General features: G+C 67.7%; 10 protein-coding genes. 9 read left to right on the plus strand and 1 reads right to left on the minus strand.

Going from position 1 to position 11623, the window contains the following annotated elements:
* Positions 1-227: 227 nt before the first annotated feature.
* From J2754_RS15550 to J2754_RS15560, 3 genes are all read left to right on the plus strand, one after another.
* The gene (locus tag J2754_RS15550) at positions 228-884 is read left to right on the plus strand and encodes an HVO_0476 family zinc finger protein (RefSeq protein ID WP_211087955.1); all 657 of its coding nucleotides are present in this window, start codon (positions 228-230) and stop codon (positions 882-884) included.
* Between the two features lie 82 nt (positions 885-966).
* Complete coding sequence (locus J2754_RS15555; RefSeq protein ID WP_211087956.1) at positions 967-1587, plus strand: protein-L-isoaspartate(D-aspartate) O-methyltransferase; 621 nt, start codon at positions 967-969, stop codon at positions 1585-1587.
* Between the two features lie 68 nt (positions 1588-1655).
* Entirely contained in the window at positions 1656-2387 is a 732-nt protein-coding gene (locus J2754_RS15560) for a protein-L-isoaspartate O-methyltransferase family protein (RefSeq protein WP_211087957.1), read from the plus strand.
* Here J2754_RS15560 and J2754_RS15565 read toward each other — a convergent pair.
* Entirely contained in the window at positions 2384-2833 is a 450-nt protein-coding gene (locus tag J2754_RS15565; protein ID WP_211087958.1) for a DUF7382 domain-containing protein, read from the minus strand. The two genes, J2754_RS15560 and J2754_RS15565, sit on opposite strands and share 4 nt — an antisense overlap.
* Positions 2834-2908: 75 nt before the next feature.
* On the opposite strand from J2754_RS15565, the gene J2754_RS15570 reads away from it, so the two are divergent.
* From J2754_RS15570 to J2754_RS15595, 6 genes are all read left to right on the plus strand, one after another.
* A complete protein-coding gene (locus J2754_RS15570) occupies positions 2909-3085 on the plus strand; it encodes a DUF8107 family protein (protein WP_211087959.1) in 177 nt (58 codons plus the stop codon).
* A 122-nt stretch (positions 3086-3207) separates the two neighbouring features.
* Positions 3208-4398 carry a CARDB domain-containing protein gene (locus J2754_RS15575; RefSeq protein WP_211087960.1) on the plus strand — a complete coding sequence of 397 codons (1191 nt, stop codon included), beginning with the start codon at positions 3208-3210 and terminating at the stop codon, positions 4396-4398.
* A 202-nt stretch (positions 4399-4600) separates the two neighbouring features.
* Entirely contained in the window at positions 4601-5800 is a 1200-nt protein-coding gene (locus J2754_RS15580) for a CARDB domain-containing protein (RefSeq protein ID WP_211087961.1), read from the plus strand.
* Between the two features lie 148 nt (positions 5801-5948).
* Positions 5949-7568 carry a COG1361 S-layer family protein gene (locus tag J2754_RS15585; protein ID WP_211087962.1) on the plus strand — a complete coding sequence of 540 codons (1620 nt, stop codon included), beginning with the start codon at positions 5949-5951 and terminating at the stop codon, positions 7566-7568.
* Between the two features lie 27 nt (positions 7569-7595).
* Positions 7596-9842, plus strand: a complete 2247-nt coding sequence (locus tag J2754_RS15590; RefSeq protein ID WP_211087963.1) for an efflux RND transporter permease subunit — start codon at positions 7596-7598, stop codon at positions 9840-9842.
* 270 nt (positions 9843-10112) lie between these two features.
* Positions 10113-11623, plus strand: a 1511-nt coding sequence (locus tag J2754_RS15595) for a surface glycoprotein (protein WP_211087964.1), incomplete at its 3' end; no start/stop codon positions are given.

An 11623-nucleotide genomic window follows, 5' to 3' on the forward strand; every position in this document is an offset into this window, starting at 1 on the left:
CCGGACGGACGGATCGCCCGTCCGACGCTGAGGAACGAGGCGTGAGCACGGCGAAGTCGTACGGCTCCCCGAGCCGTAGACCTCGGAAACGCGAGCGGGGCGCAACGGCACCGCTTCGGACGGGTCGAGAGACCGGTCGGCGTCCCACGGGGCCCGACCGTCTCACACGGCCCCACGCGCACCCCGCTCTCCGCGGGTTTTTACGCCTCGGGCCGCTTAGAGCGCCCATGAGCGAACACGCCGAGCGCGCGCCCGTCGCGTGCCCCTCCTGTTCTCCCGACCAGGAGACGGTCCACGAGATCATCACGACCGGCGGGGGCACCGCGACGGTCCGCTGTACCGAATGCGGCCACACTCACAAGGCGCCCCTGGAGAGCGAGACCACCGTCGAACCGACCGTCGTCGTCTCACAGGACGGTGACTCCTTCACCGCGTCCGTCGAGATGCCCGCCGACGAGGACGTCGAGAAGGGCGAGGAGTTCATCCTCGAAACCGAGGCGGTCATCATGCAGGTCCGCGTCACCGACATCGAGATCGGTCCCGAGGAGCGCGTCACGCGCACCACCGCTGGCGAGGTCGAGACCTTCTGGACGCGCGCCGTCGACAACGTCTCCGTCCCCGTCACCGTCCACCCGCGCGACGGCGAGGGCGACGGCACCCGCAGCCTCGACCTCCAACTCCCCGGCGACGAGGAGTTCACCATCGGTGAGACCTACGAGTTCGGCGACGAGGAGTTCGAAGTCGAGGGCATCCACGTCCGCGAGGACGCCGTCGAACGCTACGACTTCCAGAAGCTCGGCCACGAGGGCGACACCGTCCTCGCCAAGGACGTAAAGCGCGTCTACGGCGTCGACAAGTCCTCGAAGGCCTGGTCCGCCTGGTAACGGCGCCGCCGACACGCACCGGACACCGCGGCGTCTCCCGCGGCCCCTACTTTTTCACGCGCGCAGCGCGCGCAAACCACCAATGGCGTACGAGCAGGCCCGCGATCGACTCGCAGACGGACTCGCCCGACAGTACGATTTCGACCGGCGCGTCGTCGAGGCGATCCGAGCGGTCCCGCGACACGAGTTCGTCCCCGAGGCACGCCGCGACGACGCGTACGCCGATCGCCCGCTCCCGATCGGTCACGACCAAACGATCAGCGCCCCGCACATGGTCGCCGCGATGGCCGACCACCTCGATCTCGACCGGGGGGAGACGGTCCTCGAAATCGGGACGGGGTGTGGCTATCACGCCGCCGTCACCGCCGAACTCGTCGGGGGCGCGAACGTCTACAGCGTCGAGTACGTCGCCGACCTCGCCGCGGACGCCCACGAGACCCTCGCCGTGACGGGCTACGGCGACATCCACGTCCGACAGGGCGACGGCCGCGAGGGGTGGCCGGCGAACGCGCCGTACGACGCCGTCTACCTCACCTGCGCCGCGCCCGACGTGCCCGACGCGCTCGTCGAGCAGACGCGCACCGGAGGCCGCGTCCTCGCGCCCGTCGGAGACCTCGCGCAGCAGCTCGTCCGGATCGACGTCGACCCGGACGGAACGACGCGCGAGCGTCTCGAACGCGTCCGATTCGTGCGGATGCAGTAGCCGGCGGTCGGGGGTCGCGCGCACGTGTCTGACGGTTCGTTCAAGAGCCTCGGCGCCCATCGATCCGTATGGAGTACGCGGTCGCTCGGGACGGAATGGTCGACAGCCTCGAACACGACCTCCGGGGCGTCGTCGAACCCGACCCCGTGGGAACGGCGATGCGCGCTGTCCCCCGCCACGAGTTCGTCGACGCCGACCACCGCGCGTACAACGACCGGTCGTTCGAAGCGTACGGCACGCGCGTCCTCGCGCCCAGCACCGCCGGCGCGCTCGTGCAGGCGCTCGCGCCGAACCCCGGCGACGACGTCCTGATCGTCGGCGTCGGCGTCGGCTACACCGCCGCGGTGCTCGCCGAAATCGTCGGTCCCGAACACGTCCACGCCGTCGACATCGCCCGCCGCGTCGTGTGGGCGGCCCGCGACAACCTCCGACGCGCGGGCTACGCGGAGACGCTCGTCGATCGCCGCGACGGCGCGCGGGGCCTCCCGGAGTACGCGCCGTTCGATCGCATCCTCGTCGAGGCCGCGGCGCTCGACGTCCCCGCCGCGCTCCGCGAGCAACTCGCCCCCGACGGTCGGCTCGTGATGCCGCTCGGTGCGGGCGATCAGCGCCTCGCCACCGTCGAGGCCGGCGACGAGGTCCGCGACGGACAAGCGGTCTCGTTCGCCCCGCTCCTCGTCGAGGGAGAACAGGACGGTGTGCCGGCGCGCAATCGGACCGCCCGGGAGGACCGGGAACACGCCCGGAGACACGCCGAGCGCCGTCGCGGCTGGGAACTCGACTGGATCGACTGGGACTAGCGAACGACGAGGACGTCGGTGTTGTCGCGCCGGTCGGCGTACTTGTCACTCGGCGGCTTGACCGTGAGCGCTAGGGTCCCTTGATCGGCCGTCGGCGGGAGCGTCGGCGTCACGCGGAGCGTCGCCACACCGGTCGCGTTCGTGCGCGCGACGATCGGCTTTCCGCCGGCGAGCCCGGCCGTGTCCCCACTCAGAACGACCGTGACGCCCGGGACGGTGTGACCGTCGGCGTCGACCGCCGCGACCGTGACCGTTCCGTTCCCCGGCCGGACGACGTCCGGTGTCGGCTGCGCGTCGAGCTCCGTCGCTGTGAGCGCACCGACGCCGCTGACCATGTTGAGCATCACGCCGAGGACGGCGGTGCCGACGACGAACGCGACCACGAGGCGGATCGGGAGGCCCGCGACGCCGCGGTCCGTCTTCGACCGCACGGATTCGAAGTTCACACGCCCCCGTGGACACGCCATCGTACTTGAGGGCGCGTCCGGGAGTTTGATACCGACCGACGCGCAGATTGGCGTATGGTCGATGGGGACCCCCGCGTCGTGTATCCGCTCGCGGTCGTGCTGTCGGCGCTCTACGCTTCGATCGTCGTGTACGGTGCGTCGCTCCTCGACTACGTCTCGTTCTCTCCCGGCACCGTCGCCGCCGCGACGGCTATCGTCTTCGCCGCGACCTACTTCGCAATCCTCCGCTGACCGCCGACGACGGGACGGTTCCCGTAAGCGCTGACTGGCTCCGTAGTAAACGGGACACACGTTGTGTCAGGTTTACCTATACCCGAGCACCTATTACAGTCAAAGATAATGATAATTGTCGTATGCCACGAACGAAGCGATCCCGACTCGGCCGAACGCTCGTCGCGACGATCACCCTCCTGCTCTGTTGTTCGCTGCTCGCCGGTGCCGGCGCGGCGAGCGGCGTAACGTACGTAACTATCTCGGACGTCAGCGTTTCCGATGACAACCCGGCGACCGGTGATCTAGTGACGATCACACCGACGATCCGGCACTCCAGCGCGGGCGACGCGGGCTTCCAGATCAACGAGGTCACGCTCACGAACGCGGACGGTGAGCGGATCGCCGAGGCCAACGACCTAGGGACGGTTGGGGGCTCCGAGACGCTGGACGTGCCGCTGCGAACGACCTTCGATACGGCGGGAGATAAGCACCTGACGCTCCACGTCCGAGGGACCACGGTGAACTCGTCCGGTCACATGCAGTCCACCTCGCAGATCACGTATCCGGTCTACATCGACGTCGACGAGCCGGCCGCGGATGAGCCCGAACCCCGCGTACACATCGACGCCGCGCCGATGGTCGCCGGTGACGACTCCACCGTCGACGTGACGGTCTCGAACGGTGGCGAGGATCCGCTCTCGGACGTGACGCTGCGGCTCTCCGGTGACGGCGTCGACACCAAGACGCAGATGCAGCCGACGATCGCGGCCGAGAGCATGACGACGTTCTCCTTCAGCGTCACCCCCAGCGAGACCGGGAGCACGGACCTCACGGCGTCGCTCTCCTCTTCGGACGTGAACGTCTCGACGACGTCCGCCGTGCCGGTCTCGGCGGTCGATGACGACGTCCGCGTCGACGCGACGGTCGTCGAGGACGACAACACGACGCTGCTGCAGTACCACGTCGCCAACGCGGGCAACGCGCCGATCGAGGACGTCCTCGTGACGGCCGAGTCGCCGGACGCCTCGCTGCCGAGCGCGTCCGTCGAGCAGGTCAACGCCTCGTCCTCCGAGACGGTCTCCGTGCCGATCGGCCACGTGCCGTCCGAGGCGACGATCGACGCCGCGTACACGGTCGCCGGCGAGTCCAGTAGCGTCACCACGACGGTCAGCGGGCAGGGTCTGCAGACGAACGTCCTGAGCGCGTCCGGATCGACCGGTCAGCAGGCCTTCTTCGGTGGCGGCACGGGCGGGATCCCGATCGCCGGGATCGCCCTGCTCTTCGGCGGCGTCGTCGTCGGCGGCGTCGTCGGCAGTCGCTTCCGCAAGTAACGCCCTCGGACTCCCCGACCGACGTCCGACGCGTCGATACCGCCGACCCTTTTCGCCGCTCGACGCCCGTCGCTCGCCGGTCGATCCGGCGGACGCGATTCCGTATCGTTTTTGATCCGGCCGGCCGAGCGTTTATTCGAGTCACTGTTTTGGCCGGCCTAAAACAAAGCGCTTATATTCTTTTAGGCTAGCCTAAAACTGTATGCCACGAACGAAGCGATCCCGACTCGGCCGAACGCTCGTCGCGACGATCACCCTCCTGCTCTGTTGTTCGCTGCTCGCCAGTGCCGGTGCGGCGAGCGGCGTAACGTACGTGACGATCTCTGATGTCGGCGTTTCCGACGACAACCCGACGACCGGTGATCTAGTGACGATCACACCGACGATCCGGCACTCCAGCGCGGACGACGCGGGCTTCCAGATCAACGAGGTCACGCTCACGAACGCGAACGGCGAGCGGATCGCCGAGGCCAACGATCTGGGGACGATCGGTGGGTCCGAGACGCTGGACGTCCCGCTGCGGACGACCTTCGACACGGCGGGGGATAAGCACCTGACGCTCCACGTTCGGGGAACCACGGTGAACTCGTCCGGTCACACGCAGTCCGCCTCGCAGATCACGCATCCGGTCTACGTCGACGTCGACGAGCCGTCGAGCGATCCCGAGCCCGCGCCCCGTGTGCACATCGACGCCGACTCGATGGTCGCCGGTGCCGAATCGACGGTCACCGTGACGGTCTCGAACGGCGGCGAGGACACACTCTCGGACGTCACGCTCCGCCTCGACGACTTCGGTGACAACATCGACGCACAGACCCGGATGCGGCCGACGATTCCCGCCGAGAACATGACGACCTTCACGTTCACCGTCACCCCCGACGAGGCCGGTGACATGAACCTGAAGGCGACGCTCACCAGCGAGAACGAAGACGTCACCGGGCTGACGTCCACCACGGTCGACGAGCTCGAAGACACCGTGCGCGTCGACGCGACGACGGTCCACGAGAACGACACGACGCTGCTGCAGTACCACGTCGCCAACGCGGGCAACGCGCCGATCGAGGACGTCCTCGTGACGGCCGAGTCGCCGGACGGCTCCCTGCCGAGCGCGTCCGCCGAGCGGATCAACGCCTCCGCGTCGAAGACGCTCACCGTCCCCGTCGGCTCCGAGCCAGCGAGCGCGACGCTCGACGTCTCCTACACGGCCGGTGGCGACGCCAGCAGCACCACCGAAACGATCGGATCGAAGGGGCTCGAGTCGACCGATAGCGACGTCACGACCATCTCCGGGCAGAACGCCTTCCTGAACGGCGGGATCGGCGGCATTCCGCTCGGCGGCATCGCTCTGCTCTTCGGCGGCGTCGTCGTCGGCGGCATCGCCGGAACGCGCCTCCGCCGATAACCGACTCGCTCCTTTCGGCGGACGGCACAGCGCAGCGAGCACGGGGCGATCACGAGCACGGCGGCCTCACGCGCCGCTCGGCTAAACCCCGAGCAACCCACGTGGGGTTCCATCGTTTTTATCCCCGTTTCGCCTGTACGATCCCTCGATGCGCCGCGAAATCGTTTTACTCGTCCTCGCGCTGGCACTCGTCGTGCCGGCCGCACCAGTCATGGCAGACAATTCGGTCTACGGGAACCCCGACGTCTCGCTCTCCGTGGCCGACAACACGTTCAAAGCGAGTGAGGCCGCCACGCTCTCCGTCATCGCGTCCAACGACGGAGACATCAAGCAGGGTGGGCCCGCGCAGTACGAAGAGAAGATCAAGACCGCACAGAACGTCCGCCTGACGGTGCTCGAAGATCAGATCGACGCGCCCATCGACGTGAAGACGGGCACGGTCGTCCGCGGGTCGCTCCCCGGAGCGAGCACGGCGCCGTTCAACTTCAATATCGAGATCGGGAACGCGACGCCCGGCACGTACCGCGTCCCCGTCCGCGTCGAATACAAGCACGTCCGCGCGGTCCAGTACAGCGACACCGAACAGCCCGAGTACGTCTGGAGCACCGTCGACGAGCGCAAGTCCGTCACCATCACCGTCGAGGACCGCCCGCAGTTCGACGTCGTCTCCGAGGGGACGAACTCGATCTTCGCCGGCGACACCGGGAACCTCTCCTTCACGATCGAGAACACGGGCACGCGGACCGCCCAGTCGGCCTCGGTCCGCCTCTCGACGCAGTCCGACTCGCTCTACTTCGGCTCGTCGACGAACCCGCAAGCCCAGACGGGCCTCTACGTGCCGACGCTCGAACCCGGCGAGCGTACGACCGTCTCCGCGCAGGTCGGCGCCGGCCCCGAGACCGCCGCGGGCGAGTACCCCGTGAACGCCGTCGTCTCCTACGAGAACCAGAACGGCGTTACCGAGCAGTCGGACACCCTCACGACCGGCGTGCAGGTGCGTCCCGAGCGCTCGTTCGAGCTCCGCGACGTCTCGACGGAGAACTTCCGCGTCGACGAGAACGAGGCGCGGATCAACGCGACGGTCGTCAACACCGGCCCCGGCGACGCGCAGAACGTCGCGGTCATGTTGGGTCAGACGTCCACGGTGACGGCGACGAACGGCGAATCCGCCGTCGGTGACCTCGCCGTGGGCGAGTCCGCACCCGTCTCGTTCACCGTCACGATCCCCGCAAGCGCCGAACCCGGCACGAACACCTTCCCGTTCACCGTGCAGTACGAGAACGCCGACGGCGACGTGCGCGAGACCGACGCGCCGCTGCGCCAGTCGATCACCATCGGTCCCGAGCGCGATCCCTTTACCGTCACGAACGTCTCCACCGGCGTTTCGCCCGGCGGGAGCGACTCCGTGACCGTCAGCGTCCGGTACAACGGCGACGAGCCGGTGTCCGCGACGAACGCGAAACTGTTCGTGAGCGACCCGATCTCCACGTCCGACGACGGCGCGTACCTCGGCGCGATGACGCCCGGCGAGACGAAGAACGCGACGTTCACCGTCAGCGCCGGCTCGGGGGCGCTCGTCAAGGAGTACGCCGCCTCCGTCGAGGTGCGCTACGACGACGCCGACGGCGACACCAAGTACACCGACGGCCTCCCCGTCGGCATCCCCGTCTCGCCGTCCAGCGGCGGCCTCCCCGTTCCGCTCCCGGTCATCGTCGTCGCCGTGCTCGTCGTGGCGGGCGGCGCCTACGTCCTCTACCGTCGCCAATGAGCGGCCACACACACGGAGTGACCACACATGGCTAAGCTCCGCGGCGCTTTCTCGTCCGTCGGCGACCGGGTCCAAGAGCGCCCGGTAGCGACGCTCGCGCTCGCCGTCCTCCTGATCTTCGTGTCCGTCGGTGGTGCGGCACAGATCACCAGCGTCACCGGTAACGCGGCGTTCGTCGCCGACAACCCGACGTACGACGCCTACTCGGAATCCTTCGATCACGGCAGCGTCGCCGTCCTCGTTCGCGGCGACGTCACCGAGCCGTCGACGGTCCGCGCCATCGACAGACTCGACCGGCGGATGAGCGAGACGCAGAACGTCTACGCCGTCACCAGCCCGGCCGATCAGGTACGAGCCGAGTACGGGCGGATCCCGAACTCCGAGCGGAAGATCGAATCCGTGCTCGGCTCACCGGACTACGCCATCGTCAGCATCACCACGGACACCGGGCTCTCCCAGCAGGAGGAGCGGCCGATCTACGACCGCGCGGTCGACGTCAAGCAGTGGGCGAACTTCCCCGCCGGCGCCTCCGTGACCGTCACCGGGAGCGCCGCGTTCTCCGCGCAGATGTCCGCGGTCATCCAGCAGAGCACCTCCCAACTGCTCGGCCTCGCGGTCGGGCTGATGGTCGTCGCGCTGTTCTTCCTCTTTCGGGGAGTCAGACTGCGCCTCCTCCCGATCGTCGCCGTCTTCGTCGGCGTCATCTACACGTTCGGTGCGATCGGCTACGCGGGGATCCCGAACTCCACGCTGACGAGCGCGGTGTTCCCCATCCTGATCGGGTTGGGGATCGACTACTCCGTGCAGTTCCACGAGCGCTACGAGGAGGAACTGGAGCGCCACCCGCCCCGGGACGCGCTCCCGATCGCGCTCGGCGGCATCGGCCCGCCGGTGCTCATCGCCATGCTCGCCGCCGCGCTCGGCTTCGCCGCGACGTGGGTGTCCACGACGTCGCCCGCGACCATCTGGTTCGCCCAGACGTCGATCCTCGGCGTCATGCTCACGTACGCCGCGGGGATCCTCGTCCTCCTCTCGGTGCTCACCATCTACGTCCGCTGGCGCTACGACGGCGAGTTCGAGGCCGTGGACGACGCGGACGAACCGGAGAGCGCCGAGGACCGCCTCGCCAGCGTTGGCACCGTCGGGCGCCTCCTCGGGCGCTCCTCGCGCGTCCTCGCCGGGCACCCGAAGACGGTGCTCGTGCTCGCCCTCGTGCTCGCCGGCGCCGGCTTCCAAGTGAGCTCGTCGCTCGACACGATGACGGACACGAACGAGTTCATCCCGCAGGACCTCCCGGCGTACGTCGACCTCCAGCAGTTCCAGTCCGTCACCGGCGGCGGGTCGAGTACGAGCTACCCCGTCCTCGTCACCGGCACGGATCTGCGCGACCCGGAGGTGTTACGCTGGATGGTGCAGTTCGGGGACGTGGCGACCGACGCGCCGCTCATCCAGGGCGTCGACTCGCCCGCCACGCTCGTCAAACAGTACAACGACGGCGAGATCCCCGAGACCGAAGCCGGCGTGAACCGCGTCCTCGCCGACGTCCCCGAGAAGACGCTCGAACAGTACTACAATGACGGGCGCGCGCACGTAACGATCTCCACTGCCCAGGACATGTCCACGGGGCAGGTCATCACCTTCCTCGGGAACGCCGAGAGCGCCATCGCGCACAGCAATCCCCCACCCGGCGTCACCGCCGAGGTGACGGGGACGGCCGCGATCTCCACGCCCTCCATCGTCTCGCAGATCAACTCGCGGAACGTCACGACGGGGCTGGGCGTGCTGTTCGTCCTCCTGCTGTTGCTGGCGTACTACCGCGACCCCGTGAAGGCCGTCGCGCCGCTCGTGCCGATGGCGTTCGTCCTCGGCTGGCAGAACATCTACATGTACGAGCTCGGGATCAAGGTGTCGCCGCTGGGCGCGAGCCTCGGGGCGATGACCGTCGGGATCGGGGCCGAGTACACCATCATCGTGATGGAGCGCTACTACGAGGAGAAGGCCCGCGAGAGCGTGAACAAACTCGACGCCGTGCAGATCGCCGCCGCGCGCGTCGGGAAGGCGATCAGCGTCTCCGGGATGACGACCGTCTTCGGCTTCTCGGCGCTGATCCTCTCGCCGTTCCCCATCCTCAGCAGCTTCGGCTACCTCACCGTCGGCGTCATCTTCCTGACGCTGCTCGCGTCGCTCGCCACGCTCCCGCCGACGCTCGTCCTCCTCGACGGCGTCGTCGAGCGCGTCCACGACTACCGCGCGTCGCGCAGTCGGCCGGCCTGAGTCGGCCAGCGCGCCCGATTTTTCGCCACTCCGGGTCGTTCCGCGCTCCGCTCTCCCCGCGAACACCCGCGTGTGTACCATCACCACGCCCCCAACGCGTCAGACGCGTGTGTGACGACCTCTCAGGCCCTCTCGCGGGGTCAGGACACACAAAGCATTTACCCACGCCCGCCCTTCGATAGCGTGTACTCCTACCCGACTGGCGCGTGTCCAGTACTGCCCTGACGGCAGGCTTGAACAACCGTCCCAGTCGAACCAGAATTCACAACAATGTCAGACAATAACTCAAAGCTCCGCGCAGTGCTCCTGTCGGCGCTGATGGTGCTCTCCGTCTTCGGAGCCACCGTCGCGTTCACAGGCGGTGCTGCTGCGAGTGCTTCTACCTGGTCCCAGGTCTCCTCCGACGACGTTGAGACCGGCCAGTCGTCGTATAGTCAGGATCTCGTGTTTACCGCGGGATTCGACTCGAACGGTACAGAGAACGCGACCCTTGACCTCAGCAACTACCCTGACGGGATCACCGTCACCGACGCGACGGTATCCGGCTCTCCCGATGGGATCACGGTCGCAAACGAGGACCTGAATACCAGCAACGATGAGTTCTCCTTCGATCTCATCAGCACCAACCAGAACGGTGTGTCTGGTGATGTGACCATCACCCTCACGATGGACACGACGGGCGCCTCGGCAACCCAGGGCGTTTCGCCGACCCTCTCGGCCGCCCAGTCCGGTTCTGACACGTCGTTCTCCTTCGACGTCGTTGAGCCGGCTACCACGACGTCGACGACGACGTCGTCGAACGATGGCGGTGCGGACCACCGTGCGGCGAACGCGGACGGGACGGGCGAAGCGCCGACGGACGGCGTTTCGGAAGTGTACATCTTCCCGGGCGCGACCGTCTACAAGGGTGAGGAGGACCTCACCTTCGCAGGCGGTCTCGGAAGCTCGCTGACGGGCGTTGCCGGGAACGCTGAGGGGACGATCCTCAGCCCGCCGGTCCCGCAGGATCAGTCTGAAGGCCGATACACGACCGACGGCGAGTCCGGCTCGCCCGGTGTGACGGTGAACACGCCGCGTGTCACCAGCCTGGACGTGAACAACCAGAACGGGAAGGACATCTCCGGTAGCTCGGTCTCCGAGCAGAACGCTCGGAACCTCGAAGTCGCCGCGGACTGGAACTTCCAGGAAGCCGAAAACCTCGAAATCACCGTTGAGGACTCCAGCGGTCTGGAGATCACCGGTGACGTCGTCGAGGGTTCGGACACGATCAAGAACGCGGACGGTGAGGCCTCTTGGAACCTCGACCTGAGCGATCAGGACGCTGGTGACTACTCGATCACCGTCGAGGGGACGGAAGACCTCGACTTCGGTCAGGCCTCGCAGACGACGTCGATCGCCCTGAACACTGACGACGACATCGAGCTCGACCTCGGTAGTTCGTCGGTGACGCAGGGGTCGAACGTGCAGTACACGATCCGCGGCGGTGTGGCCGGCGACGTCCACCACGTCGTGATCGACGCCAACGACCTCCGTGACAGCACCTCGAACCGTGGTGCGACGCAGGTCTTCCGTAACGTCGGCGACGTCAACGCGCGCGGCATCATCACCGACGACGGGAACGTCTACGGGCCGAACGAGATCAGCGAGCTCGGCTCGGACGAATCGATCGACTACCTGTACGCAGCGGTCGAGATCGACGACGACACGGGTGTCGGCGTCGGCTCGATCGACACGCAGTACCTGGACGACACGTCGATCGACGTGGACGTCTACGACGCGGG

It is taken from the genome of Halarchaeum nitratireducens (genome assembly GCF_017874695.1).
Taxonomy (GTDB): Archaea; Halobacteriota; Halobacteria; order Halobacteriales; family Halobacteriaceae; genus Halarchaeum; species Halarchaeum nitratireducens.

What these genes read in the sequence shown, in the direction of transcription:
- J2754_RS15550 (WP_211087955.1), top strand. Translation starts at nt 228, where the DNA reads ATGAGCGAACACGCCGAGCGCGCGCCCGTCGCGTGCCCCTCCTGTTCT.
- J2754_RS15555 (WP_211087956.1), top strand. Translation starts at nt 967, where the DNA reads ATGGCGTACGAGCAGGCCCGCGATCGACTCGCAGACGGACTCGCCCGA.
- J2754_RS15560 (WP_211087957.1), top strand. Translation starts at nt 1,656, where the DNA reads ATGGAGTACGCGGTCGCTCGGGACGGAATGGTCGACAGCCTCGAACAC.
- J2754_RS15570 (WP_211087959.1), top strand. Translation starts at nt 2,909, where the DNA reads ATGGTCGATGGGGACCCCCGCGTCGTGTATCCGCTCGCGGTCGTGCTG.
- J2754_RS15575 (WP_211087960.1), top strand. Translation starts at nt 3,208, where the DNA reads ATGCCACGAACGAAGCGATCCCGACTCGGCCGAACGCTCGTCGCGACG.
- J2754_RS15580 (WP_211087961.1), top strand. Translation starts at nt 4,601, where the DNA reads ATGCCACGAACGAAGCGATCCCGACTCGGCCGAACGCTCGTCGCGACG.
- J2754_RS15585 (WP_211087962.1), top strand. Translation starts at nt 5,949, where the DNA reads ATGCGCCGCGAAATCGTTTTACTCGTCCTCGCGCTGGCACTCGTCGTG.
- J2754_RS15590 (WP_211087963.1), top strand. Translation starts at nt 7,596, where the DNA reads ATGGCTAAGCTCCGCGGCGCTTTCTCGTCCGTCGGCGACCGGGTCCAA.